We start from the raw sequence: 25,237 nt of genomic DNA, 5'->3' as shown, positions 1-25,237 counted from the left end.
GGCCGCAGCCTGCTCGGCGAGCGTCCCGCCCCGCCACCCCGGACGGCCGCCCCTGTGGACAACGGGTCTCCTGTGGACAGCCACCAGAGCCCGACGTGATCTGCTATGTGCCGGCTCGACCGGCGCGCTCCTCGCCCGTCACCACCGCCCACGAGGTGTCCCCCCGACCGGGCGGGGCCGACGCCTAGGCTGGGCCGGTGACGCGGGACTGGTACGGCTGGCACGACGACTACGAGGACCCGGGCTCGGCGCTGTCCCGCCGGCTCGCCGAGGTGCGGCTACGCGTCGGGCAGGCACTCGACGCGGCCCCGCCTGGCCCACTGCGGGCGATCAGCCTCTGCGCCGGGCAGGGACGCGACCTGATCCCTGTGCTGGCGGCCCACGCCCGCCGGGACGACGTGACGGTCCGGTTGGTGGAGATGGATCCCCGCAACGCGGAGGTGGCCCGGTCGGCCGCCCGGACGGCGGGTCTGTCGTCGGTGGAGGTGGTGGTGGGCGACGCGGCGCGTACCGACGCGTACGCGGATCTCGTCCCGGCCGACCTGGTGCTGGTCTGCGGGGTGTTCGGCAACGTCAGCGAGGCGGACATCCGCGCCACGGTGCGGCACTGCGCGGCGCTCTGCGCGACCGGCGGCACGGTGTGCTGGACCCGGCACCGGCGCAGCCCCGACCTCGTGCCGACCATCTGTGGGTGGTTCGCGGCGGAGGGCTTCGCGCCGGTGGCGGTGAGCAGCCCGGCGGACGGTGTGGGCGTGGGCGTGCACCGTTTCCTGGGCGAGCCCCGTCCCCTCCCGACCGGGGTGACGATGTTCGAGTTCGTCGACTGAGACCGACCACACCGGACGATCAGGTCGGTGGCGAGTTCGAGGGCCGCGTGGCGGGTGGGGGCGCCGACGGGCCGGGCGCCCGGTGGTCGGGCCACCGGGCGGGACGTGGGCGGTGGGTCAGCCGCCGAAGCCGGAGTCGGCGGGGAGGGAGATGTCGGGCTTCTCCAACTCCTCGACGTTGACGTCCTTGAAGGTCATCACCCGGACGTTCTTCACGAACCGGGCGGGACGGTACATGTCCCACACCCAGGCGTCGTGCATCTCGACCTCGAAGTAGACCTCGCCGTCGGAGTTGCGCACGTGCAGGTCCACCTGGTTGGCCAGGTAGAACCGGCGCTCGGTCTCCACCACGTAGGAGAACTGGCGGACAATGTCGCGGTACTCCCGGTAGAGCTGCAGCTCCATCTCGGTCTCGTACTTCTCGAGATCTTCCGCGCTCATCGCACTCCGCCTTCCATGACCACATCTTCCCCCACCGACGCCGGAGGCCGAGGCTGCTCGCCCAACGCCACGCCGACGGTACCCCCTGCCGGCCCGGAGCGCTCCATCGGCTCGTCCGGCCTTGCGCCCACCGGGCGACGTGCCCTGGGCGGGGCGCCGTCCCGGCCGGACACCACCGCCACGTTGACGTACGAGAACCGGTGCTCCCGGCACGGCCCGCGCTCGCGCAGCGCCGCGCTGTGCTCCGGCGTGATGTAACCCTTGTGCTCGGCGAACCCGTAGCCGGGGAACGTCCCGTCCAGCTCGACCATGATCCGGTCCCGGGTGACCTTGGCGAGCACGCTGGCCGCCGCCACGCAGGCGGCCACCCGGTCGCCCTTCCACACCGCCAGCCCCGGCACGTCGAGGCCGTCCACCCCGAAGCCGTCGGTCAGCACGTACTCAGGGCGGGTGGCCAGCGAGGCGAGGGCGCGGCGCATCGCGGCCAGGTTGCACACGTGCAGGCCCCGCTCGTCGACCTCCTCCGCCGGGATGACCACCACCGAATACGCCAGGGCGCGGGCGACGACCTCGTCGTATATTCGCTCCCGGCTGGCCGGGGTGAGCAGCTTCGAGTCGGCCAGCCCGTCGATCTCGCCCCGGCGCCCCTCGGGCAGGATCGCGGCGGCGGCGACCAGCGGGCCGGCGCAGGCGCCGCGGCCTGCCTCGTCGGCCCCGGCGACGTGCCGGAAGCCGCGCCGCTGCAACGCCCGCTCCAGCGCGTAGAGCCCGCCCTCGCGGCGGACCACCGTGCGCGGCGGCGTCAGCACGGCACACCTCCGTCGGCCGCCGGCGCCTCGGCCAGCGCCCGGCTCAGCACCGCCGGCAGGTCCGGCGGGTAGTAGCGCTCGTCGGTGGCGGCCAACTCGGCCAGCGGCCACCACCGGTGGGCGGCGACGCTGGCCCGCTCGATCTCGCTGAAGCCGGCGGTGTCGACCTCGTGGTCTGCCACCCGCACCAGGAAGAACTCCTGCTCCTGCCGGTACCACACGCCGTCGAACGGGAACTCCGTGACGTCGCGGTGCACCGGCGCGCCGAACGCCGGGGCCGGCAGCCGTAGCCCCGTCTCCTCGGCCAACTCCCGCGCGGCGCCCTCGGCGTACGTCTCGCCGGGGTCCAGACCTCCGCCGGGGGTGAACCACCAGCGGCCGTGCTCGGGACGGGCCGGGTCGGAGCCGCTGAAGAGCAGCACCCGACCCGCCGCGTCGACGAGCAGGACGCGGGCCGCGCGCCGCGGGGTGTAGTCGGTCACCGCACCAGCCTGCCAGACGCCGCCGACAACGCCCACGCCCGGCGGCCCCTACGGCTCGGGGATGCCCTCGAACCCCTTCGGAACACTCAGCCAGGTGGCCCGGTTGACCGGCCAGAAGACGGTGAACGCCCGCCCGACGACCTCGTCCTCGGGGATGGTGGCCGTCGTGATGTCCTGCCCGGACTGCTGCCAGTGCTCCAGCGAGTCGCCCGACGCCTCGCGGTGGTCGCCCATCACCCAGAGCCGTCCCTTCGGGACGGTGATGTCGAACTCCTCGGCGGTCTTGTCCCCCGGGTAGATGTACGGCTCGTCCAGCGGCTTGCCGTTGATCACCAGCCGCTCCTGCGGGTCGCAGCAGACCACGTGGTCGCCGCCGACGCCGATGACCCGCTTGATGAAGTCCTCGCCGTCGGGGTTGCTGCTCCACTCCAGGGGAGCCTTGAAGACGATCACCTCGCCCCGGCGCGGCGACCGGAAGTCGTAGACCAGCTTGTTGACCAGCACCCGATCGTCGATCTGGAGCGTGTTCTCCATGGACGGGGAGGGGATGAAGAAGGTCTGCAGCACGAAGGCTCGCACCAGCACCGCGACCAGGATCGCCACGCCCAGGAGGATGGGCAGCTCCTTCCAGAAGGAACTGCGGGGCTTGTCGGTCTGCTCGTCAATCACGGATGGAGCCTACGTTGCCCGGCTGGGCGCCACCGTCCGGAACGCGCGAGAACGGCCAGCGCGGCCACCAACGGGACGAGGAGCACCACCCCGCCGCCCGGGGTGGGACGCACCGGGGGCGGGGCCCCGGTGGAGGTGGCGGGCGGATCGGCGACGTCGTCGAAGGTGGCCGGCACCGACAGCGTGCTCCACCGTGACGACGGCCAGACCACCGTGAAGGCGCGGCCCACCACGTTGTCGATCGGCACCGGCCCCTGGCAGCGGGCGTCCTGCGAGACCAGCCGGTGGTCACCCATCACGAAGATCTGCCCGGGCGGGACCACGACCTCCTCGAAGCGCCGGGACCGGCACTCGCGGGGGTTCGGCGGGATGTCGAGCGGCGAGTCCCGGATGACGTACGACGACTCGTCGAGCGGCGTGCCGTTGACCAGCACCCGGCCCTGGGCGTCGCAGCACCTGACGCGGTCACCGGGCAGCGCGATGACCCGCTTGATGAAGTCCTTCTCGCCGGGGCGGCTGACGCCGACCAGGTCGCCGACCGTCCGGCCGAGCTTGCCCACGAACCCGGGCTCCGGCTGCTCGTCGACCTGCGGGGCCCACCGGTCGGTGCCCCGGAAGACGACCACCTCGCCCCGCACCGGGTCGCGTACGTCGTAGACGACCTTGTTGACCAGGACCCGGTCGCCGACGAGGAGCGTGTCCTCCATCGAGCCGGAGGGGATGAAGAACGCCTGGAGCAGGAAGGTGCGGATCAGCACCGCGAGGCAGAACGCGACGACCAGCAGCAGCGGCAGCTCCTGCCAGAGCGGCATCTGGCGGCGGGGACGTCGCGCCCGGCGGCGCCACGGGTCGACGGCGCCGTCCTCGTCCAGCGTCTGCACCACGCCACTCCCCGGTCAGCAGATATGACAACTACCGCCCGGGAGCCTCGTCGAGGCCCCCCGGGCGGTAGTGGACGTCTCTCCCGCCCTCGTGGCGGAAACGTCGCCCGGCTGCGCCCGTACGACCAGGGTAGTGCGGTCCGGTCGGTACGACACACGCGCAGCTCGGGCGGCGTGGCGAGCGTGAGGTCAGCTCGGCTGCTTCTCGCGCTTCTCCTTGATCTTGGCCTTCTTGCCCCGCAGCTCGCGCAGGTAGTAGAGCTTGGCGCGACGCACGTCACCGCGGGTCACGACCTCGATCCGGTCGATGGCCGGGCTGTTGATCGGGTAGGTGCGCTCGACACCGACACCGAAGCTGATCTTGCGGACCGAGAAGGTCTCGCGCAGACCGGCACCCTGGCGGCGGATGACGACGCCCTGGAAGATCTGGACACGGGACCGGTTGCCCTCGACGACCCGGGCGTGCACCTTGACGGTGTCACCGGCACGGAAGTCGGGGAGGTCGGTCCGCTTCGACTGGGCGTCAAGGGCGTCCAGGATGTTCATCGCTGCGTCCTCGTGAGGCTCACGGCGCACCGTCAATCGGTGCGCGGGTGGGTGATTCTGATCCCCGGGTGTGGTCGGTGGCCCGACCTCGGTCGAGGATCCTCGCAGCCGTCCGCGGCGCGGCCGGTTGCGGCAACCCCCCTACTTTGCCACATCCCCCGGGGGCACCTGAAATCCGGCCCTGTCCAGCGCGGCGATGTCCCGTTTGTCCAGGCGCTCCGGGTCGAGCGCGGCGAGCATGTCGGGGCGGCGCCGGGCGGTGCGGGTCAGCGCCTGGTCCCGCCGCCAGCGGGCGATCCGCCCGTGGTCGCCGGAGCGGAGCACCTCCGGCACCTCCAGCCCGCGCCAGGTCGCCGGCTTGGTGTACATGGGGGCCTCCAGCAGCCCGTGGGCGTGCGACTCCTCGTCCAGCGAGCCCGCGTTGCCGAGCACCCCGGGCAGCAGCCGGGTGACCGCCTCCAGGATCACCAGGACGGCCACCTCCCCGCCGAAGAGGACGTAGTCGCCGAGGGAGACCTCGGTCACCGGCATCCGGGTGGCGGCGTGGTCGAGCACCCGCTGGTCGATGCCCTCGTACCGGCCGCAGGCGAAGAGCAGGTGCGGCTCGGCCGCCAGCTCGTGCGCCATCGCCTGGGTGAAGGGGGCGCCCGTCGGCGCGGGCACCACCAGCCGGGGCGGGGCCACCTCCGCCGGGGCGAGGGCGTCGAGCGCCTCGCCCCACGGCTCCGGCCGCATCACCATGCCGGGGCCGCCACCGTACGGCGTGTCGTCGACCGTGCGGTGCACGTCGTGGGTCCAGCCCCGCAGGTCGTGTACGGCCAGCCGCAGCGTGCCGTTCGCCCGTGCCCTGCCGATCAGCGACAGGTCCAGCGGGGCGAAGTACTCCGGGAAGATCGACACGATGTCGACGCGCATGCGGGGGTGCTCCAGCAGCTCTACAGGTCGAGCAGGCCGGCCGGCGGGTCGACGACGACGCGACCGCCGGCGAGGTCAACCTCGGGGACGATCGCCTTGACGAACGGGATGAGCGCGGTGCGGCCCTCGGGGCGGCGCAGCACCAGCAGGTCGGAGGCGGGGGCGTGGTCGATCCGGGCCACCTCGCCCAGCCGCTCGCCGCCCGGGGTGACCACGGCCAGCCCGACGAGCTGGTGGTCGTGGAACTCCTCCGGGTCCTCCGGCGGGGCGACGTCGGCGCTGTCGACCGCGACGAGGGTGCCGCGCAGCGCCTCGGCGACGTCCCGGTCCAGCACGCCCTCGAACGCCACCAGCAGCCGTCCCTGGTGCCAGCGGGCGGACTCCACGGTCAGCTCGGCGGGGACCCGGAACGGCTCCCCGTGCTCGGGCGCGGCCTGCTGCGGCGGCGCCGCTCCCGGCTCGGTACGGAGTACCGAACCGGGAGCGAAGCGCGCTTCGGGCTCGTCGGTCCGCACCTCCACGGTGACCTCACCGCGGATCCCGTGCGGCTTGCCGATCCTGCCGACGATGAGCAGCATCAGTACGAGTCGACGATGTCGACGCGTACGCCGCGCCCGCCAATGGAGCCGATCACCTGGCGCAGCGCCTTGGCGGTCCGGCCGGACCGCCCGATCACCGTGCCGAGGTCCTCCGGGTGCACGCGGACTTCGAGCCGCTTGCCCCGACGGTTGTCGACCAGCCGGACGCGCACGTCATCGGGGTGGTCGACGATGCCCTTGACCAGGTGCTCCAGCGCCGGACGCAGTGCCATGTCAGGCCTGCTCGCCGGAGTCCGCACCGGCCTGCTCCTCGGTCTTCGGCGCCTCCTCGGCGGCCGGAGCCTCGGCCTTGGCGGCCTTCTTGGCAGGCTTGGCCGGGGTCTCGGCCAGCCCGGCGGCGGCCTTCGCCTCGGCCTCGTACGCGGCGGTGCGGTCGACCCGCTCCGCGGCGACCTTCAGCGGCGGCGGGGCCGGCAGGCCCTTGAACTTCTGCCAGTCACCGGTCAGCTCCAGCAGCCGCTGCACCGCCTCGCTCGGCTGGGCGCCGACGGACAGCCAGTACTGGACCCGCTCCGACTTGACCTCGATCACCGAAGGGTCTTCCTTCGGCTGGTAGACCCCGACGAACTCGATCGCCCGGCCGTCGCGCTTGGTGCGCGAGTCGGCGACGACGATGCGGTACTGCGGGTTGCGGATCTTGCCCATCCGCAGGAGCCGGATCTTTACGGCCACAGTTGTTTCGCTCCTGTTGCGATCTCACCAGCCCTGACGAGGGCGGTGCACGGGTGAGCGCCGACCGGCACAGTGGGGTTTGGGCCGGAGACTGCTCGGTGGACTGGCGCGGTGCCCGGGTTAGAGGGCGCCGGACACACGCCGGATACCAGCCAGCCATTCTGCCAGATCGGGCCCGGATCTCTCACACCGGACCGCCCGGGGTCACCCGCGCACCGACGGAAGTGACCGAAAACACATCTGCCGGGTCAGCGCACCGGGGGGCGGTCCCAGCCGGGCGGCAGCTCGTCAGGGGTGGTCCACTCCGCCGGCGGGGCGAAGTCGCACCAGGTGCCGTCGAACGGGAACTCCCCCGCCTCGGCCAGCGCGATCACCCGCTTGCCCTCGGCCCGGACGGCGTCGGGGTCGGCGACCCAGTAGTGCGCGGGGAAGGCGAGCCGCTCGACGAACTCGTCCTCGTCCTTCCACTCCCAGCCCAGGTCCGGCCGGACGACCACGTCGAGGTCCTGGTCCACCATGTCGACCCCGGCGAGCGCGCCGTCGTCCCAGCGCACCCCGGGCTCCTCCAGGTTGACGTACCAGGCGGCGAAGCGGTCGTGCGCGTCGCGGAACCACCACACCGAGTGGCTTGCCCCGGCGGGCAGGAACTTCAGCACGGGCGGGCCGTTCCACCGGCCGGCGGCCAGGCGGTAGGACGAGGAGACCCACTCGGCGAACGGCACCGCCCGCATGCCGAGCCCGGCCTCGGTGACCTCGCTCGCCACGGGCGAGTTCCGGGCCACCCAGAGCACCAGGCCCCGGTCGTCGTCGCTGACCACCCGGGCGGCGCGCACCCAGCCGATCCGGCCCCGCCGCACGTTGCGGTGCACGACCAGCCGCCCCGGTTCGAATCTCACCCCCCGACCCTACCGCTGCCCGCCCCGCGAGCCCGCCCACCCGCTCCGGGTGTTAGGAAGGGCCCCTTCCTCTACCTCAGGCGTTAGGAAGGTGCCCTTCCTTACACCGCACTCAGTAGGCGCGGGCCAGGATGGCGACGAGGTCCGGCTCGTCCTCGGAGTCTGGCACGGAGCCGTCGGCGCGGAGCAGGCAGCGCACGGTGACGCCCTGCCCGTTGGCCTCCGCCTCGCCCTGGACGCCGACCGCCGACCACGGCACCCGGGCCCAGCCGGTGGCGGCCGCCTCGATCGCCTCGGCCAGGGTCGGCACCTCGACGGTGCGGGACTGGCGGTGCGCCAGGGCCTGGTCGTGCAGCGCCCGCTGGTCGGCGTCGAGGGCGGCCAGCACGGTGGTGACCACGTCGGCCACGGCCGTCGGGGACTTCGAGCCGTCGGTGCGCCGGACCACGACGGCGTTGCCGGCGGCCAGGTCGCGGGGGCCGACCTCGACGCGTACCGGATAGCCGCGCAGCTCGGCGTCGACGGCCCGGCGGCCGAACGGGGTGTCGGTGCGGTCGTCGAGCGCGACCCGGACGCCGGCGTCGCGCAGCGCGTCGCGCAACTTGGTCGCCGCCTCTCCGACGCCCTCGCCGTCCTTGACCACCATGACGTACGCCTGCACCGGCGCCAGCTTCGGCGGCACCCGCAGGCCGTTGTCGTCGCCGTGGCACATGATCAGGCCGCCGAGCATCCGGGTCGACGTGCCCCAGGAGGTCGTCCAGGCGTGCTCCCGGCCGCCCTCGGCCGACGAGTAGCTGATGTCGAACGCCTTGGCGAAGTTCTGCCCCAGCTCGTGGCTGGTGCCGAGCTGGAGGGCCTTGCCGTCACCCATCATGCCTTCGCAGGTGTAGGTGGCGGTCGCGCCGGCGAAGCGCTCGCGGGCCGTCTTCAGGCCGACGACCACCGGGATGCCGAGCACGTTGACCATCAGGTCCTCGTACGCCTCGTGCAGGATCCTGCGGGCGTAGGCCCGCGCGTCGGAGCGGGTGGCGTGGGCGGTGTGCCCCTCCTGCCACAGGAACTCGCTGGTGCGCAGGAAGATCCGGGGGCGCAGCTCCCAGCGGACCACGTTGGCCCACTGGTTGAGCAGCAGCGGCAGGTCCCGGTAGGAGTCGATCCACTTGGCCATGAACTCGCCGATGACGGTCTCGCTGGTGGGGCGCACCACGACCGGCTCGGCGAGCTGCTTGCCGCCGCCGTGGGTGACCACCGCGAGCTCGGGCGAGAAGCCCTCGACGTGCTCGGCCTCCCGCTTGAGGTAGCTCTCGGGGATGAAGAGCGGGAAGTACGCGTTCTCCGCGCCCGCCGCCTTGATCCGGGCGTCCATCTCGGCCTGCATCCGCTCCCAGATGGCGTAGCCGGCCGGCCGGATGACCATGGTCCCCCGGACCGGGCCGTTGTCGGCCAGCTTCGCCTTGGCGATCAGGTCCTGGTACCAGCGGGGAAAGTCCTCCGCACGGGGAGTGAGCACGCGTGCCATGACCGCACATCCTATGCGTCGGCCGTCCGGACGGCGCGATCGGGCGCGGTGTCGTCGTCAGCTACCGGGACGGCCGGGTGCGGCGGGCCGGGGGCGTACGCCACCATGGCAGCGTGAACAACGGCAGCCGGTCCAGGGACGCGATCGTCGATGCCGCCCGGGCGCTGACGGTCGCGAGCGGTTGGGACGCCGTCCGGATGGGTGCCGTCGCACGGGCGGCCGGGGTCAGTCGCCAGACGGTCTACAACGAGTTCGGCAGCAAGGCGGGGCTGGCCGAGGCGCTCGCCCGGCGGGAGGTCGACCGGTTCGTCGGCGACGTGCGCGCCCTCCTGCGCGCACACGGCGACGACGTCCGGGCGGCCGCGCACGCCACCATCTCGCACACCCTCACGCAGGCGGCCGGCGACCCGTTGATCAAGGCCGTCCTGACCAGCACCGGGGGCGGCTCCGACGAGCTGCTGCCCTACCTGACCACCCGGTCGGATCTGGTCCTGACCGAGGCCACCGAGGCGCTCCTGGAGTGGGCCGACGGCGTGCTGCCGGGCGCCGACCGGGCCGCGGTCGCCTTCGCCACGGACTCGGTCGTCCGGCTGGTGATCAGCCACATCGTCCTGCCCGGCGCCCCGGTCGACCAGACCGCCGCCGACCTCGCCGACCTGGCGGTGTACCTGCTCCTGCACGCGGTCACCCAGGGCGCCCGCACCGGCTGACCGGCGCGGCACCGGAGCGGGAGTGCCCGCCCGCCGGCTCGCCGGCGGGCGGGCACGGCAGGTCAGCGGACGACGCGACCGCGCAGCACGATGCGGGCGGGGCCGCGCACGGCGCGCAGGTCGGCGCGCGGGTCCTCGGGATAGACGACGAGGTCCGCCAGGCCGCCCTCGACCAGGCCGGGGAAGCCCAGCCACTCGCGGCCCCGCCAGGACGCGGCGGCGAGGACGTCCACCGCCGACATGCCGGCCTGCTCGTGCAGCAGCAGCATCTCCTCGGCAGCCAGGCCGTGGTCGATGCCGCCGCCCGCGTCCGTGCCCACGTAGATCGGCACCCCCGCCTCGTACGCGGCCCGCACCACCTCGGGGAAGCGGTCGCGCAGGGCGAGCATGTGGTCGGCGTACCCGGGGAACTTGGGCCGGGCCTGCTCGGCGATCCCGCCGAAGGTGCGGATGTTGATCATCGTGGGGACCAGGGCGGTGCCCTGCCGGGCCATCAGGTCGATCAGGTCGAGGCTCAGGCCCGTGCCGTGCTCGACCGAGTCCACCCCGGCCCGCACCATGATCTCCACGGCCGACTCGCTGAAGGTGTGCACCGCGGCGCGTACCCCGGCGGCGTGCGCGGCCGCGACGGCCGCGGTCATCGTGTCGGCGTCCCAGGACGGCGCCAGGTCCCCCACGCCCCGGTCGATCCAGTCGCCGACCAGCTTGACCCAGCCGTTGCCGACGGCCGCCTGCGCGGCGACCGTGTCGGCGACCTCCGCCGCGCCGACCTCCACGCCGATGTCGCGCAGGTAGCGCTTCGGCGGCGCGACGTGCCGGCCGGCGCGGGCCAGGCGCGGCAGCTCCGGCTCGTCGTCGAGTTCCGGGTACGGGTACGGCGAGCCGGCGTCGCGGATGGCGAGCACCCCGGCGTCGACGTCGGTGCGGGCCAACTCGCGGGCCTGGTCGAGGGAGGTGATCGGCGCCCCGCCTCGGGCGATGCCGATGTGGCAGTGCGCGTCGATCAGGCCGGGCAGCACGAAGCCGCCGTCGACGATCGTCTCCGCGCCGGGCACCGGTTCGAAGGTGACCCGGTCGCCGACCAGCCAGAGGTCCCGGACCTCGTCGTCGGGCAGCACCACGCCGCGTACGTGCCAGGCCATGCGTCCTCCGGTCGGTGGGCGAAAGAGCGGTCTGCGGCCATTCTTCCCGGCCGGCGTGGGCCGGTCCCGGCCGGGCCGTCCCCGGCGGGGCGACCCGGACACCGGTGGCCCCACCCCGCTGTTGCTCGATCACAGAGAGACACGAACAGGTGATTGACAGATTTCTCTATTTGCACATGTCTTGATGATGGGATTCGCCGTCGCCAGGATGCTCCGAAAGGTGCCCGCACCAGGGCATGCGCAGTTTCGCCTCACAAAAGGAGCGTCGAGACAGTGGCACCACGACGATGGCGAATGGCAGTGGTCGGCCTGGCGGTCGGCCTCACCCTCCCGGTCGGCGCCGGCGGACCCGCCGCCGCCGGACCGGACCCCGCCCAGGCCGAGGCCAGGGCGGTGGCCGAGAAGGTCGACAGGAAGGTCACCACCCGGCTCGCCGGCCAGACCAAGGCCAGCTACTGGGTCTTCCTGGACAGCAAGGCCGACCTGTCCGGCGCGGCCAAGCTGCGAAGCAAGGCGGACAAGGCCGCGTACGTCCACCGCACCAAGACCGCGCACGCCGAGCGCAGCCAGGCCGGCCTGCGCGCCATGCTGGCCGCGAAGGGCGCCGAGTTCACCCCGTTCTGGCTGGTCAACGCGATCAAGGTGACCAGTGACGTCGACCTGCTCGGCGACCTCGCCGTACGCTCCGACGTGGCCGAGATCCTCGCCGACGACCCGGTCGACATCCCCGAGCCGCTGCCCGGCGAGACCGTTCCCGCCACCGACGCCGCGGAGTGGAACATCGACCGGGTCGCCGCTCCCCGGGTCTGGGGCGAACTGGGCGTGCGCGGCGAGGGCATCGTGGTCGCCAACATCGACAGCGGGGTCGACGTCACCCACCCCGCCGTGGCCGCCAGCTACCGGGGCCGCAACGGCGACGGCACCCTGGACCACAACTACAACTGGTTCGACCCGGCCCAGGTCTGCCCCACCGCCGCGCCGTGCGACAACAACGACCACGGCACGCACACCATGGGCACGATGGTCGGCTCGGACGGCGCGAACGTGATCGGGGTGGCCCCGGGCGCCCGCTGGATCGCCGCCAAGGGCTGCGAGACCAGCAGTTGCTCGCGGGCGTCGCTGCTCGCCTCCGGCCAGTGGATCGTCGCCCCCACCGACCTCACCGGCGCGAACCCGCGACCCGACCTCGCCCCCGACATCGTGAACAACTCCTGGGGCTCCAACGCCTACGACCCGTGGTACACCGAGACCGTCTCGTCGTGGGTGGCCGCCGGCATCTTCCCGGCCTTCTCCAACGGCAACAACGGCCCGAGCTGCAACACCTCCGGCAGCCCCGGGTCGTACACGATCAGCTACAGCTCCGGCGCGTTCGACGTGAACAACGCGATCGCGAGCTTCTCCAGCCGGGGCACCGGCGAGAACAGCGACATCAAGCCGAACATCGCCGCGCCGGGCGCCAACGTCCGCTCCTCTGTGCCGGGCGGCTACGCGTCGTTCAGCGGCACCTCGATGGCCTCGCCGCACACCGCGGCGACCGTGGCGCTGATGTGGTCGGCCTCGCCGGCCATCCAGGGTGACATCGCCGAGACGCGGCGCATCCTGGACGACACGGCGATCGACGTCAACGCGCTCACCTGCGGCGGCACGGTCGACGACAACAACGTCTTCGGCGAGGGTCGGCTCGACGCGTACGCGGCGGTCAACGCCACCCCGCGGGGCGCCCTCGGCGCGCTGGGCGGCCAGGTCACCTCGGGCGGCGCCCCGCTGGCCGGGGCGAACGTGGCGGTCAGCGGTCCGATGGGGCGTGCCACCACCACCGCCGCCGACGGGTCGTACGCGTTCGACCGGCTGATGGTCGGCACCTACACCGTCTCGGTGAGCAAGTTCGGCTACCTGACCGCGACGACCTCGGTGACGGTCACCGAGAACCAGACGATCGAGGCGGACGTCACCGTCGAGCAGGCCCCCTCGGCCACGCTGAGCGGCACGGTGCGCACCTCGGCCGGCCCGGCCGGCGGCGCCAGCGTCACGGTCCTCGGCACCCCGCTCGCCACCACCGCCGACGAGCAGGGCCGCTACCAGGTGACCGTGCCGCAGGGCACCTACGACGTCCGCTTCGCGCACGCGTACCGCTGCTCGGACGTGGTGACCCGGCCGGCGGAGGTCGCCGCGGACACCGTCCTGGACGTCAGCCTGCCTGACAGGGTGGACGCCTTCGGGTACGCCTGCGGCGCGGCCGGGGGTTCCTTCGTCAGCGGCACGGAGCTGATGCCGCTGACCGGGGACGACCGGACCGCTTCCGTCACGCTGCCCTTCCGGGTGCCGCTGTACGGCAAGTCCTACCGGCAGGCATGGGTGAGCACCAACGGCGTGCTGGGCTTCGGCACCGCGTCGACCAGCCGCGCCAACACCGCCCTGCCGAACACCGCCAACCCCGACCTGGCGCTCTTCCCGTTCTGGGACGACCTCTACGTGGAGGCCGACTCGGGGATCTACACCGCCGTCACGGGCGCCAGGCCGCACCGCACCTTCGTCGTGGAGTGGCGCAACGTGTCGGTCTTCGCCGACCGGTCGACGCGACTGACGTTCAGCGCCGCCATCAGCGAGGACGGCTCGATCACCTACCGGTACGCCGACGTCGACGGCTCCGGCGTGGAGACCGGCACCGGCGCGACGATCGGCCTGGAGAACGTCGACGGCACCGTCGGGTTCGAGTACTCGTACAACGCCCAGGCGGTCGCCGACGGCACCGCGATCGCGTTCCGCACCACCCGCACCGGAGTGCTCTCCGGTGTGGTCACCGACGCCAACGACGGGCACCCGGTCGCCGGGGCCACGGTGACCGCCCGGGTGGGCGACGCGACCGCCACGGAGACGACCGAGGCCGACGGCACGTACCTGATCCAGGCCCCGACCGGCGCCGTCGGGTTCGGCATCGAGAGGGAGCACTACGAGGCGGCGACGGGCACAGTGACGGTGCCGGCCGGCGGCGCCGAGGTCCGCTCGGCGGCGCTGCGCACCGCCCGGGTCGGCACTCCGACCAGCGAGCTGGCCGTCGTCGCCCCGGCCGACCAGACCCGGAGCCGGGAGGTCGTCCTCAGCAACACGGGCGCGCTCGGCACCGACGTCACCGTCACCGAGCTGAACGCCGACGGGGCGCCGCAGGACATCGGCTGGCTGGGCCTCACCGGCGCCACCGCCAGCCTGGCCAGCGGCAGCCGGCACACCGTCGGCGTGGCGGTCAGCACCGCCGGGCTGACCCCCGGCACCCACCACCGGGCCAAGCTGCGGATCGCCTCGGCCAGCGGCCGCCAGCCGGTCCTGGTCATCCCGGTCACCCTCGTGGTGCCGGGCTACGCCCTGGCGATCGACGCCGGAGCGGGCGCGGAGCGGGCCGACGTGGAGGGTCAGACCTGGTCGCCGGACCGGGCCTGGGCCGCCGGCGGCGCGGGCTACCTCGGCACCTCCACCCCGCGGTCGACCAGCACCCCGATCACCGGCACGAACGACCCGGCCCGCTTCGCGGACCAGCGGGAGGGGATGTACGAGTACCGCATCGACGGGCTCGCGGACGGCTACTACACGGTCGAGCTGGACTTCGCCGAAGTCCGCCGGCAGTCCCCGGACAAGCGGGTCTTCGACGTGCTGCTCGAGGGCCAGGAGGTCCTGTCGTCCCTGGACGTGGCCGGTGAGGTCGGCAGCTTCGCCGCGCTGAGCCGGACGTACACGGTGCGGGTGACCGACGGCCAGCTCAATGTGCGGTTCGTGACGCACAAGGGCTTCGGCGCGCCGATCGTCAACGCGCTGCGGGTCACCGACCGGCCGGACCTGGTGTCCTGACCCGTCGCACGACAGCGGGGCCCGGCCGGTCAAGGCCGGGCCCCGCCCGTATGGAGGGTGCGGTCAGCCGCCGTCGCGCGCGAGCAGCCCGGCCCGCCGCGTCGTCAGCGCGGGCAGGTCGACGGAGACCTTCCAGGGCCGCTCGGTGACGAAGAGGTCCTCGGTGTGGGTCACCACCTCGTACTCGCCGGTGGGGCCGAGCGTGTATTCCGTCAGGGTCATCCGCTCGTGCAGCGGGTCGACCACCCAGTACGTCCGCACCCCGGCGTGCGCGTAGACCTTCGCCTTGTCGTAGAGGTCGCGGAACGTGGAGGTCGGCGAGAGGACCTCGACGGCCAGCAGGGCGTCCTCCACGGGGACGGGCGACCGGTCGGCGTGTTCGCGGCGGATCGCGACCACGTCGGGGCGCGGCTCGTTGCGGCGGTCGATCCGCATCGACAGGTCGATGCTGACCAGGTAGTCGGCGGGGCAGTTGACCCGGAGTGCGAGCAGCAGCTCGACGCACAGGTCCTGGTGCACGGCGGTGGGGGACGGCACGATCAACCTTCCGTTGACCAACTCGTACGGAAGGTCCTTCGGCAGGTCACCGAGGTCGTCAACCGTCCACTCCGACCGCTCGGGCAGGATGGGTGCCACGGTCATGACTCCTCCTTCCAGGGGCGACATCACCCTAAGCAAGGATGACGTCACCCGCCGCCAACGACACGCCTCAACGGGGCCGGCCGTCGCCGCCCTTGCCGAGCTTGTTGAAGTCGATCTTCGGCAGCTTGAAGCCCGGGGGCAGTCCCTGGCCGGCGGCCAGGTCGCTCGGGTCCATCCCCGGCGGGAGCTGCGGCATGCCGCCCGGGAAGCCGCCCGGCAGGCCGGCGCCCGCCCCGGCGCGCGGCCGACCGCCGCCCTTGGTGCCCTTGCGCTTGTTCTTCGGCGACTTGGTCGCCTTGCGCCGGCCGCCGCCGGGCAGGCCCATCATGCCGCCCATCTGCTTCATCATCTTTTGCGCGTCGGCGAAGCGGTTGAGCAGCTGGTTGACGTCCATCACCGTGACGCCGGAGCCGTTGGCGATGCGGGCCCGGCGGGAGCCGTTGATGATCTTCGGGTTGGTGCGCTCGCCCGGCGTCATCGACCGGATGATCGCGGTGACCCGGTCGAAGTGCTTGTCGTCCAGCTCCGCGAGCTGGTCCTTCATCTGCCCCATGCCCGGCATCATGGCCAGCACGTTGGCGATCGGGCCCATCCGGCGGACCGCGATGAGCTGGTCGAGGAAGTCCTCCAGGGTGAACTGCTCGCCGCCCATCAGCTTGGCGGTCATCTTCTCCTTCTGATCGGCGTCGAAGGCCTGCTCGGCCTGCTCGATCAGAGTGAGGACGTCGCCCATGCCCAGGATCCGGCTGGCCATCCGGTCGGGGTGGAAGACGTCGAAGTCCTCCAGCTTCTCGCCGGTGGAGGCGAACAGGATGGGCTGCCCGGTGACCTCCCGGACCGACAGCGCGGCGCCGCCGCGGGCGTCGCCGTCGAGCTTGGAGAGGACCACGCCGGTGATGCCGACGCCGTCGCGGAACGCCTCGGCGGTGCGCACGGCGTCCTGACCGACCATGGCGTCGATGACGAAGATGACCTCTTCGGGGTCGACCGCGTCGCGGATGTCGGCGGCCTGCTGCATCATCTCGGCGTCGATGCCCAGCCGGCCGGCGGTGTCGACGATGACGATGTCCCGGGCCGCCCGCTTCGCGTGCTCGACCGAGGCGCGGGCGACCTGCACCGGGTCGCCGACGCCGTTGCCGGGCTCGGGGGCGTACACCTCGACACCGGCGCGGCCACCGAGCACCTGGAGCTGCCCGACGGCGTTGGGGCGCTGGAGGTCGGCGGCGACCAGCAACGGCTGGTGCCCCTGGGCCTTCAGCCAGCGGGCCAGCTTGCCGGCGAGGGTGGTCTTGCCGGAGCCCTGGAGACCGGCCAGCATGATCACGGTCGGCGGCTGCTTGGCGAACTGGAGCCGCCGCCCCTCGCCACCGAGCACGTTGACCAGCTCGTCGTTGACGATCTTGATGATCTGCTGGGCGGGATTGAGCGCCTGGGAGACCTCGGCGCCGCGCGCCCGCTCCTTGACGTTCGCGATGAAGCCCTTGACCACCGGCAGCGCGACGTCCGCCTCCAGCAGCGCGAGGCGGATCTCGCGCGCGGTGGCGTCGATGTCGGCGTCGGTGAGCCGGCCCTTGCCGCGGAGCTTGGTGAAGATCCCGGACAGGCGGTCACTCAAGGTGTCAAACACGCGAACATCCCGTTTGTCGTTTTCGGCGGGCACAGGGCGGCTGGGCAGGTGTCCAGCCCACCGCTAGGGTAGCCCGCCGCCCGCACCCGCGCTTCCGCCCCAGGCCCGCCCCACGGCGGTCAGGAGGCGACCAGGCCGGACTGGTAGGCGAAGACCACCAGCTGGGCGCGGTCCCGGGCGCCCAGCTTGACCATGGCCCGGCTGACATGGGTCCGGGCGGTCGCCGGACTGACCACCAGCCGCTCGGCGATCTCGACGTTGCTCAGCCCCTCGCCGACCAGCCCCACCACCTCGCGTTCCCGGTCGGTGAGCGTGCCGAGCCGGGGGTGCGGGCGGGGCACCCGGGCCGGCCGGGTGGCGAACTCCCGAACCACCCGCCGGGTCACCGACGGGGAGAGCAGCGCCTCCCCGTCGGCGACCAGCCGGATCGCCCGCAGCAGCTCGGCCGGGCGGGTGTCCTTGGTCAGGAAGCCGCTGGCCCCGTGCCGGAGCGCGTCGAAGACGTACTCGTCCAGTTCGAAGGTGGTCAGCACGACCACCCGGGTGCCGGCGAGCGCTGGGTCGGCGACGATCCGACGGGTCGCCTCGATGCCGTCGACGCCGGGCATCCGGACGTCCATCAGCACCACGTCGGGGCGTTCCCGGCGGGCCGCCTCGACGGCGGCGAGCCCGTCGGCGGCCTCACCGACCACGGTGAGGTCGTCCTCGCTCTCCACCAGGGCACGCAGCCCGATCCGGACCAGGTCCTGGTCGTCGGCGAGCAGCACCCGGATCATGTGCCCCCCTCCCCGGGCAGTGTGGCGGACACCCGGAAGCCTCCGGCGGAGGCGGGGCCGGCGGTGAACGACCCGCCCAGCGCGGTGACCCGCTCGCGCATGCCGGCCAGCCCGTAGCCGGGCCGGTCCGTCGAGGCGGCCGGGCCGCGGCCGGTGTCGGTGACCTCCACGGCCACCTCGGTGGGCGCGTACCGGATCGAGACCGTGGCGGTGGCCGGGCCGGCGTGCCGCAGCACGTTGGTCAGCGCCTCCTGCACCACCCGGTACGCGGCCAGGTCCACCGCGACCGGGATCGGGCGCGGCGCCCCGGCCACCTCGACGGTGACCGGGAGCCCGGCGCCGGCCAGCCGCTCGCGCAACTGCGGGAGCTGGGCCAGCCCGGGCGCGGGGGCGCGCTCGTCGGCGGCCTCGTCGCGGCGGACCACGGTCAGCGTCACCCGCAACTCGTCGAGCGCCTCCTTGCTGGTCCGGCTGATCGCGGTGAGCGCGGCCTCGGCCTGCTCGGGCTTGCGGGCCAGCAGGTGCAGGGCGATCTCGGCCTGGAGGTGGATGGCGGCGAGCCCGTGCCCGACCACGTCGTGCACCTCCCGGGCCACCCGCAGCCGCTCGGCGTCGGCCAGCCGGCGTGCCTCGTCGGTGCGGCTCCGCGCCGCGTTGTCCCGGCCCAGCCGCACGGTGACCCCGACGGCGAAGGGCACCACCACCCAGGCGGCGGCCGGCATCAGCCCGACCAGGCCGGGTGGGCGCATCCCGACGAAGACGTGCGTGAGCAGCACGAGCAGCGCCACGCCGTTGGCGACCGCCGCGACCCGCACCGGCCGGTACGCGGCCGTGGTGTAGACCGCGACGAAGAACGACAGCAGGATCGGGCCGTACGGGTAGCCGAGCACCAGGTAGGCGGTGCTCGCCGCGGTGGTCACCGCCAGGGTGACCAGCGGCCAGCGCCGGCGCACGGCCACCGCGAGCGCGGCCACAGCGACCAGCGGGTAGGTGGCCCGGCCGGTGCCCACGCCCTGGTTGAGGCCGGCCGGCGCGGTGCCGGCCAGCCCGATCACCAGCAGGGCCAGGGCGACCAGGCCGTCCAGGAGCCGGGGGCCCCAGTCGCCACGCTCGCGGTCCACGTCCCCTCCCCCGCCCCGCCTCAGCCGATGTCCCGCCGGCGCAGCAGCACCGCGCCGACCGCCGCGAACCCGACCAGGTACGCGGCCACCACCACGGCCGCCTGCCCGCCGCCGACGGTGGCCGCTACCCCCGGGGTGTCCCCCGGCGCGCCGAGCGCGGCGGCCAGCGACCCGGCGTTCGGCCCGGGCAGCCCCTCCTGCGCCGTCGCCACCCAGTCGACCAGCGGCGCGGCGATCGCGGCGAGCAGGTTCTGCACCGCGAGCATCCACACCAGGCCCAGCCCGACCGGCAGCGCCACGGCGCGCAGCGCGACGGCGAGCACGGCACCGAGCATGGCCCACATCGTCGCGATGAGCCACCCCGCCCCGATCCCGGTGAGCAGGTCGCCGACCGGCGGCCAGGTCACCGGCTGCGCCTCGGCGGAGGCGATGAGCAGGCTGGTCACCGCGCCGACCGCGAACACGGCGAGCACCACGGCCAGCGCGGCGGCGGCCAGGGCGAGCAGCTTGCCGGCGTACACCTCCAGCCGGGTCGGGCCCTGGGTGAGCACGGTCTTCCAGGTGCCCCAGCCGTACTCGCCGCCCACGGTGAGCACGCCGAGGATCAACAGGATCGAGCCGAGGAAGACCGGCAGGCCGCCGAGGGAGTTCCCGACCAGGTGGTCGGGGAGCAGCGCGGGCAGTGCCCGGTCGGTGTTCGGCCCGTCGGTGCCGCCGGCGAGGCCGGCGTACGGGAAGACGTAGGTGAAGATCAGCGAGAGCACCAGCGTGATGGCCAGCAGCAGCCAACTGGCCGGCCGCCGGACCAGCTTGACCGTCTCGGCGCGGAAGCTACGCGACATCGACCGTTCCCTTCTCCACGAGGTCGAAGAAGACCTGTTCCAGGTCCCGTTCCCGAGGGCGCAGCTCGCGCACGGCGAGCCCGGCCCCGACCAGTTCGGCGTTGAGCCAGGCGGCCCGGTCCGGCGCGACGGCCAGTTCCAGCCCGCCGTCGACCACCCGGACCCGCTCGGCGCCGACCAGTTCCCGCGCCCGGGCGGTCGCCTCGTCCAGCGGGTCGGCGAGCAGTCGCAGCCCGGTGGCCCCGCGCAGCTCTGCGACGGTGCCCTCGGCGACCAGCCGGCCCCGGGCGATCACCCCGACCCGGTCGCAGACCTGCTCGACCTCGCCGAGCAGGTGGCTGGAGACCAGCACCGTGCAGCCGGCCGCGCCGAGCCGGCGGATGAGGGTGCGCATGTCCGCCATGCCGGCCGGGTCGAGGCCGTTGGTCGGCTCGTCGAGGATCAGCAGGCGGGGGTCCTTCAGCAGCGCGGCGGCGACGCCGAGCCGCTGTTTCATGCCCAACGAGTAGCCGGCGTAGCGGTCGCCGGCCCGGTCGGCCAGGTCGACCAGGTCGAGCACGAGCGCGACCCGGTCGGCACCGACCCCGGCGTAGCGGGCCAGCACCCGCAGGTTGTCCCGGCCGGAGAGGTACGGGTAGAACGCCGGCCCCTCGATCAGCGCCCCCACCCCGGTCAGCCGGCCGGCGGTGGGCGGCCGGCCGAGCAGCCGGACCGTGCCGGCGGTGGGCCGGACCAGCCCGAGCAGCATGCGCAGGGTGGTGGTCTTGCCGGCGCCGTTGGGGCCGAGGAAGCCGTACACCTCGCCGGCCCGGACGGTGAGCTGGAGGTCCCGCACGGCGGTCAGGCCGCCGTACCGTTTGGTGAGCCTTTCGGTCTGCACTGGCAGGTTCATGCCCCGAGCGTGCCGCCGCGCCGATCTCGGCACGTCGCCCCGACGGCGGCTGTCGGCGTACGTCGGGGGACGTAGCCGCCCTCAGACGGCGGCCAGCACCGCGGCTTCGACGCGCTCCCGTTCCGCCTCCGAGGGCCAGCCGCCGACGAGGTAGAACGCGTCCACCACGTCCCCGCCGAGGGTGGAGATGCGCGCCGCGCGCACCTGGGCGCCGGCCTCGTCGAGGGCGCAGGCGACCCGGTAGAGCAGGCCCGCCGCGTCGGCGGCGCGCAGCTCCAGCAACACGGCGTCGGTGGCCGCCTCCCGGTGCCAGACCACCCGCGGCGCGGCCCCCTCGGCCCGCGCCGCCAGGGCCCGGCCGCGCAGCCGCTGGGTGACCGAGACGTCGCCGTTCACCGCACGGCGCAGGTCGGCGCCGAGGGCGATCGGGTCGGGGGCCAGGCCGTGGCGGGGCTGCACCCGGCACTCGACCAGGGCCCGGCCGTCGACCGTGGAGGCGTCGGCGGAGATCACCTCCAGCCGGTGCAGGGCCAGGCACCCGGCCACCGTCGCGAGCAGGCCGCGCCGGTCCGCCGCGGCCACCGCCACCCGGTCCCCGGTCAGGTGTACGACCGGCAGGGGTCCCGCCAGCACCGCCGGGTCCGGGGCGGGCGGGGCGGGCAGCGCGCCGGTGTCCAGCGCCGTGCGGACCCGGGCGACCAGCTCGGCGACCAGCCGGCCCTTCCAGTCCGACCAGGCGGCCGGCCCGGTGGCCACGGCGTCGGCGCGGACCAGGACGTGCAACAGGTCCAGGGTGGTGGTGTCGCCGACCCGCTCGGCCACCCCGGAGATGGTGACCGGGTCGGCGAGGTCCCGCCGGGTGGCGACGTCAGGTAGGAGCAGGTGCAGCCGGACCAGCGTGCCGATCAGCGCCACCTCGGGCTCGGGCAGGCCGATCCGGGCGGCCACCGCCTCGGCCAGCGGAGCCCCGACCGTGCTGTGGTCCCCCGGCAGCCCCTTGCCGACGTCGTGCAGGAGTGCGCCGAGCAGCAGCAGGTCGGGACGGTCCACCTCGCGGGTGTGCCGGCTGGCCTCGTACGCGGTCTGCACGAGGTGCCGGTCGAGGGTGAACCGGTGCACCGGGTTGTGCTGCGGGAGGCTGCGCAGCCGGGTCCACTCGGGCAGCCAGCCCTCGATCAGCCCGTACCGGTCGCAGGTCTCCCAGGCCGGCACCAGGCCGGGACCCGCGCCGAGCAGGGTGACGAACGCGGCCCGGGCCTCGGCCGGCCACGGCGCCGGCAGCGGCGGACAGTACACGGCCAGCCACTCGCAGGTGGCCCGGGCGATCGGCAGCCGGGTGGTGGCCGCGGCGGCGGCGACCCGCAGCGACAGGCTCGGGTCGGGTCGCGCGCCGATCGCGGCGCGGGCCAGCACCAGCTCGCCGTCGTGCTCCACGACGTCCCGGGCCACCGGCCGGCGCACCGGTCGCCCGTCGGCCCCGCGGCGGCGGCCCGAGCGGAGCCGGTCGGCGGCGCGGAAGGCGTCGTCGAGGGCGTGGCTGACGGTCCGGGCGTCCCCGGCCACCCGGCGAAGCAGCGCGTCGCCGTCCTCGGCTACCGCTCCGGCCCGCAGCCCGGCGTGGGGCGCGCCGCGTGCGGGTTGGCGCAGCCCGGCGTGGGGCGCCCCCGGCGAGGGTTGGGGCAGCCCGGCGTCGGGCACCCCGGGCCTGGGCTGGCGCAGCCCGAGCAGCGCGGCGACGCCGTCGCGTTCCTGGGCGACCAGCCGGTCGACCCGGCGGCCGACCTGCACGTGCAGCGCGTCCCGGGTGTCCAGCAGCCGCCGGTGCGCGGCGCGGACGGCGGGGCGCAACGCGTCGGTGATCCCGGCGGTGGCGATCGCCCGCAGGATGCCCACGTCGCGCAGCCCGCCGGCGGCCTCCTTCAGGTCGCCCTCCAGCAGGAAGGCCAGCTCGCCGTGGGCCTCCCAGCGGGCGGCGGTGATCTCCCGCAGCCCGGGGAGCCGCCGTACGGCGGTGCGCCGCCAGTGGTCGACGGCGGACCGGACGAGCGTGTCGGCGAGGGCGGCGTCCCCGGCGACCAGCCGCGCGTCGAGCAGCCCGAGGGCGACCTTCACGTCGTCCTGGGCGACCGACAGCGCCTCGGCGACGGTGCGGACGGAGTGGTCGAGCCGCAGCCCGGCGTCCCAGACGGGATACCAGACCGCCGCGGCAAGCTCGTCCACGCCGGGCACCCCGGCGTGCAGCAGCACGAGGTCGAGGTCGCCGTGCGGGGCGCACTGCCGCCGTCCCAGCCCGCCGACGGCGACGAGCGCCACACCGGGCCGGTCCGGCAGCAGCGCGCGTAGCCACCGGTCGTGGGCGTCGGCGCGCGCGGCCCGGGCCGCCTCCCCCACGCCCGCGTCCGCGCCGACGAACCCGTCGACCGGGAGGACCGGGCCGCCGTTGCCGGCGTGGCCCGACGCGTTCCTCCCGGTCGACGAGGTCATGTCGGTCGTGGCCCGGTCAGAGCGCGTCGAGGCCGCGCTCGCCGGTGCGGACCCGGACGACCTCGTCGACCGAGGTCACCCAGACCTTCCCGTCGCCGATCTTGCCGGTCCTCGCGGCGGCGACGACGGCGTCGACGATCTTCTCCAGGTCGATCTCGTCGGTGAGCACCTCCACCCGGATCTTGGGCAGGAACTCGACCGTGTACTCGGCACCCCGGTAGACCTCGGTGTGCCCCTTCTGCCGGCCGTAGCCCTGGACCTCGCTGACGGTCAGGCCGGCCACGCCGAGGGCGTGCAGGGCCTCCTTCACCGCGTCCAGTTGGTACGGCTTGATGACCGCGGTCACCAGCTTCATGTCCAACCCCTCCATCACAGGAACGTTAACCGGCGATCTTCTCGTCGACCGGCTCGGCGGCCGGCTGGGCGGGGGACGCGGCGGGCGCGGCCGGTGCCGCCGTCTGCTTGGCACCGGTCAGCCCGGCCATGGCGAAGGCGCTGCCGCCGCCGCCCGCGGCCGGCGACAGGTCGTAGCCGCTCTCGGCGTGCTCGGCGATGTCGATGCCGCCGACCTCGTCCTCGGCGCGGAGCCGGAAGCCGATGGTCTTCTCGATCGCGACGGCGAGCACCCGGGCCACCGCGAAGGACCAGACGGTGACGATCAGGCCGGCCAGGGCCTGCCGGCCGAGCTGGGTCACCCCACCACCGTAGAACAGGCCGTCCGAGGCGCCGACCACGTCGGTGATCGCGCCGTTGACCGAGTTGGTGGCGAACAGGCCGAGCCAGAGCGACCCGATCCAGCCGCCGACGAAGTGCACACCGACCACGTCGAGCGAGTCGTCGTAGCCGAGCTTGTACTTGAGGCTGATCGCCAGCGCGCAGACCGCCCCGGCGACGACGCCGAGCAGCACCGCCGCCCAGGGCGCGACGAAGCCGCAGGCCGGGGTGATGGCGACCAGGCCGGCGACGGCGCCGGACGAGGCGCCGACCAGGGTCGGCTTCCTGTCCTTGATCCACTCCACGGCGATCCAGCCGAGCACCGCGGCGGCGGTGGCGAGCTGGGTGTTGACGAAGGCCAGGCCGGCGACCGAGTCGACGGTGAGCTCGGAACCGGCGTTGAAGCCGAACCAACCGAACCAGAGCAGCCCGGCGCCGAGCGCGACGAGCGGGATGTTGTGCGGCTTCATGCCCTCCCGGGGCCAGCCGAGCCGCCTGCCGAGCACCAGGGCCAGGGCCAGGGCCGCCGCGCCGGCGTTGATGTGCACGGCGGTGCCGCCGGCGAAGTCGAGCGCGTGGATGTCGCCGCCGATGATGCCGCCGCCCCACACCCAGTGCGCGACCGGGAAGTAGACCAGCGTCGCCCAGCCGAACGCGAACAGCAGCCAGCCGGCGAACTTCGCCCGGTCGGAAATCGCGCCGCTGATCAGCGCGACGGTGATCACGGCGAAGACCATCTGGAAGGCCATGAACACGTAGAGCGGGACGCCGATGCCGCTCGGGTTCTCCGCCGTCGCGCCCCAGAGGTCGGTCTCGGCGAGGAAGGTCTTGGTGCCGAGGTAGGCGCCCGGGTCGCCCCAGAAGCCGTTGACATCGCTGCCGAACGCGATGCTGAAACCGTAGAACCACCACAGAACGGAGATGAGCCCGATCGCGGAGAAGCTCATCATCATCATGTTCAGTACACCCTTGGCCCGGTTCAGGCCGCCGTAGAACAGCGCCAGTCCGGGCGTCATGAGCAGCACGAGCGCCGTCGACACCAGCAACCAGACGGTGTTGCCGGAATCGATCGTGGGTGCGTCAGGCACGCCGGCCTCCTAAAGGTGAAGTCCCTCCTTCCCGGCTTCCGGGGCAGCGTCGCCCGTACGCCGGATGCGCGGAAGCCTGCTCGCTCCCTGTTTCCCCCAGCGT

The 25,237-nt window shown here is 73.7% G+C and carries 23 protein-coding genes and 2 pseudogenes; 3 read left to right on the top strand and 22 right to left on the bottom strand.

Annotation, left to right across the window (positions count from 1 at the left end; translation table 11 throughout):
• Positions 1-197 precede the first annotated feature (197 nt).
• On the top strand, positions 198-827 hold the full coding sequence (locus ACGF5C_RS00810) for a methyltransferase domain-containing protein (RefSeq protein WP_393295400.1): 630 nt from the start codon (positions 198-200) through the stop codon (positions 825-827).
• 117 nt (positions 828-944) lie between these two features.
• Here ACGF5C_RS00810 and ACGF5C_RS00805 read toward each other — a convergent pair whose 3' ends face one another.
• From ACGF5C_RS00805 to proS, 12 genes and pseudogenes are all read right to left on the bottom strand, one after another.
• Positions 945-1,268, bottom strand: a complete 324-nt coding sequence (locus ACGF5C_RS00805; RefSeq protein ID WP_007075222.1) for a DUF2469 domain-containing protein — start codon at positions 1,266-1,268, stop codon at positions 945-947.
• The gene (locus ACGF5C_RS00800; protein ID WP_393295397.1) at positions 1,265-2,077 is read right to left on the bottom strand and encodes a ribonuclease HII; all 813 of its coding nucleotides are present in this window, start codon (positions 2,075-2,077) and stop codon (positions 1,265-1,267) included. The genes ACGF5C_RS00805 and ACGF5C_RS00800 overlap by 4 nt, the downstream gene beginning before the upstream one ends.
• Complete coding sequence (locus ACGF5C_RS00795) at positions 2,071-2,559, bottom strand: NUDIX domain-containing protein (protein WP_350704872.1); 489 nt, start codon at positions 2,557-2,559, stop codon at positions 2,071-2,073. The genes ACGF5C_RS00800 and ACGF5C_RS00795 overlap by 7 nt, the downstream gene beginning before the upstream one ends.
• 48 nt (positions 2,560-2,607) lie before the next feature.
• The gene (gene lepB / locus ACGF5C_RS00790; protein WP_393295394.1) at positions 2,608-3,228 is read right to left on the bottom strand and encodes a signal peptidase I; all 621 of its coding nucleotides are present in this window, start codon (positions 3,226-3,228) and stop codon (positions 2,608-2,610) included.
• A gap of 9 nt (positions 3,229-3,237) precedes the next feature.
• Positions 3,238-4,112, bottom strand: a pseudogene (lepB, locus tag ACGF5C_RS00785) (signal peptidase I).
• Between the two features lie 186 nt (positions 4,113-4,298).
• Positions 4,299-4,655 (bottom strand): 50S ribosomal protein L19, encoded by a 357-nt coding sequence (gene rplS, locus ACGF5C_RS00780; protein ID WP_393295391.1) that lies wholly within the window; start codon positions 4,653-4,655, stop codon positions 4,299-4,301.
• 141 nt (positions 4,656-4,796) lie between these two features.
• Positions 4,797-5,570, bottom strand: coding sequence for a tRNA (guanosine(37)-N1)-methyltransferase TrmD (gene trmD / locus ACGF5C_RS00775; RefSeq protein ID WP_393295388.1), 774 nt, complete (start codon positions 5,568-5,570; stop codon positions 4,797-4,799).
• Between the two features lie 20 nt (positions 5,571-5,590).
• Complete coding sequence (rimM, locus tag ACGF5C_RS00770; protein WP_350680457.1) at positions 5,591-6,145, bottom strand: ribosome maturation factor RimM; 555 nt, start codon at positions 6,143-6,145, stop codon at positions 5,591-5,593.
• Between the two features lie 2 nt (positions 6,146-6,147).
• A complete protein-coding gene (locus tag ACGF5C_RS00765; protein ID WP_176737275.1) occupies positions 6,148-6,408 on the bottom strand; it encodes an RNA-binding protein in 261 nt (86 codons plus the stop codon).
• Entirely contained in the window at positions 6,383-6,841 is a 459-nt protein-coding gene (rpsP, locus tag ACGF5C_RS00760) for a 30S ribosomal protein S16 (RefSeq protein ID WP_350704864.1), read from the bottom strand. The genes ACGF5C_RS00765 and rpsP overlap by 26 nt, the downstream gene beginning before the upstream one ends.
• A gap of 248 nt (positions 6,842-7,089) precedes the next feature.
• Positions 7,090-7,737 carry a DUF402 domain-containing protein gene (locus tag ACGF5C_RS00755; RefSeq protein WP_393295384.1) on the bottom strand — a complete coding sequence of 216 codons (648 nt, stop codon included), beginning with the start codon at positions 7,735-7,737 and terminating at the stop codon, positions 7,090-7,092.
• Between the two features lie 112 nt (positions 7,738-7,849).
• Positions 7,850-9,256 (bottom strand): proline--tRNA ligase, encoded by a 1,407-nt coding sequence (proS, locus tag ACGF5C_RS00750; protein WP_393295381.1) that lies wholly within the window; start codon positions 9,254-9,256, stop codon positions 7,850-7,852.
• A gap of 113 nt (positions 9,257-9,369) precedes the next feature.
• On the opposite strand from proS, the gene ACGF5C_RS00745 reads away from it, so the two are divergent.
• Positions 9,370-9,966 (top strand): TetR family transcriptional regulator, encoded by a 597-nt coding sequence (locus ACGF5C_RS00745; RefSeq protein WP_393295378.1) that lies wholly within the window; start codon positions 9,370-9,372, stop codon positions 9,964-9,966.
• Between the two features lie 62 nt (positions 9,967-10,028).
• On the opposite strand, the gene ACGF5C_RS00740 is transcribed toward ACGF5C_RS00745, so the two are convergent.
• Positions 10,029-11,108, bottom strand: coding sequence for an amidohydrolase family protein (locus ACGF5C_RS00740; RefSeq protein ID WP_393295375.1), 1,080 nt, complete (start codon positions 11,106-11,108; stop codon positions 10,029-10,031).
• A gap of 294 nt (positions 11,109-11,402) precedes the next feature.
• Between ACGF5C_RS00740 and ACGF5C_RS00735 the strand changes: the two genes are divergently transcribed.
• A complete protein-coding gene (locus tag ACGF5C_RS00735; RefSeq protein WP_393295372.1) occupies positions 11,403-14,948 on the top strand; it encodes a S8 family serine peptidase in 3,546 nt (1,181 codons plus the stop codon).
• Positions 14,949-15,011: 63 nt separating this feature from the next.
• On the opposite strand, the gene ACGF5C_RS00730 is transcribed toward ACGF5C_RS00735, so the two are convergent.
• The 9 genes and pseudogenes from ACGF5C_RS00730 to ACGF5C_RS00690 all read right to left on the bottom strand — a co-directional run bounded on the left by ACGF5C_RS00730 (position 15,012) and on the right by ACGF5C_RS00690 (position 25,134).
• Positions 15,012-15,590 carry a Uma2 family endonuclease gene (locus tag ACGF5C_RS00730; RefSeq protein WP_393295370.1) on the bottom strand — a complete coding sequence of 193 codons (579 nt, stop codon included), beginning with the start codon at positions 15,588-15,590 and terminating at the stop codon, positions 15,012-15,014.
• 67 nt (positions 15,591-15,657) lie between these two features.
• Positions 15,658-17,217 carry a signal recognition particle protein gene (gene ffh, locus ACGF5C_RS00725; RefSeq protein WP_393295368.1) on the bottom strand — a complete coding sequence of 520 codons (1,560 nt, stop codon included), beginning with the start codon at positions 17,215-17,217 and terminating at the stop codon, positions 15,658-15,660.
• Positions 17,218-17,336: 119 nt separating this feature from the next.
• The gene (locus tag ACGF5C_RS00720) at positions 17,337-17,993 is read right to left on the bottom strand and encodes a response regulator (RefSeq protein ID WP_393266744.1); all 657 of its coding nucleotides are present in this window, start codon (positions 17,991-17,993) and stop codon (positions 17,337-17,339) included.
• Positions 17,990-19,114 carry a sensor histidine kinase gene (locus ACGF5C_RS00715; protein ID WP_393295366.1) on the bottom strand — a complete coding sequence of 375 codons (1,125 nt, stop codon included), beginning with the start codon at positions 19,112-19,114 and terminating at the stop codon, positions 17,990-17,992. Before ACGF5C_RS00715 ends, ACGF5C_RS00720 begins: the two co-directional genes overlap by 4 nt.
• Before the next feature lie 20 nt (positions 19,115-19,134).
• Positions 19,135-19,956 (bottom strand): ABC transporter permease, encoded by an 822-nt coding sequence (locus tag ACGF5C_RS00710; protein WP_393295364.1) that lies wholly within the window; start codon positions 19,954-19,956, stop codon positions 19,135-19,137.
• Positions 19,946-20,848 carry an ABC transporter ATP-binding protein gene (locus ACGF5C_RS00705; RefSeq protein WP_393295361.1) on the bottom strand — a complete coding sequence of 301 codons (903 nt, stop codon included), beginning with the start codon at positions 20,846-20,848 and terminating at the stop codon, positions 19,946-19,948. Before ACGF5C_RS00705 ends, ACGF5C_RS00710 begins: the two co-directional genes overlap by 11 nt.
• A gap of 81 nt (positions 20,849-20,929) precedes the next feature.
• Positions 20,930-23,236: pseudogene (locus ACGF5C_RS00700) on the bottom strand ([protein-PII] uridylyltransferase); the annotation flags it as partial.
• Positions 23,237-23,348: 112 nt separating this feature from the next.
• Positions 23,349-23,687, bottom strand: a complete 339-nt coding sequence (locus tag ACGF5C_RS00695) for a P-II family nitrogen regulator (RefSeq protein ID WP_357453746.1) — start codon at positions 23,685-23,687, stop codon at positions 23,349-23,351.
• A gap of 25 nt (positions 23,688-23,712) precedes the next feature.
• Positions 23,713-25,134, bottom strand: coding sequence for an ammonium transporter (locus ACGF5C_RS00690; RefSeq protein WP_393295359.1), 1,422 nt, complete (start codon positions 25,132-25,134; stop codon positions 23,713-23,715).
• Between the last annotated feature and the right edge of the window lie 103 nt (positions 25,135-25,237).

Origin of the sequence: Micromonospora sp. NPDC047620 (assembly GCF_043205005.1) — a bacterium.
Classification (GTDB): domain Bacteria; phylum Actinomycetota; class Actinomycetes; order Mycobacteriales; family Micromonosporaceae; genus Micromonospora.
Note: the sequence above shows the minus strand (reverse complement) of the source record. Positions and strands in the feature narration are given on the sequence as shown.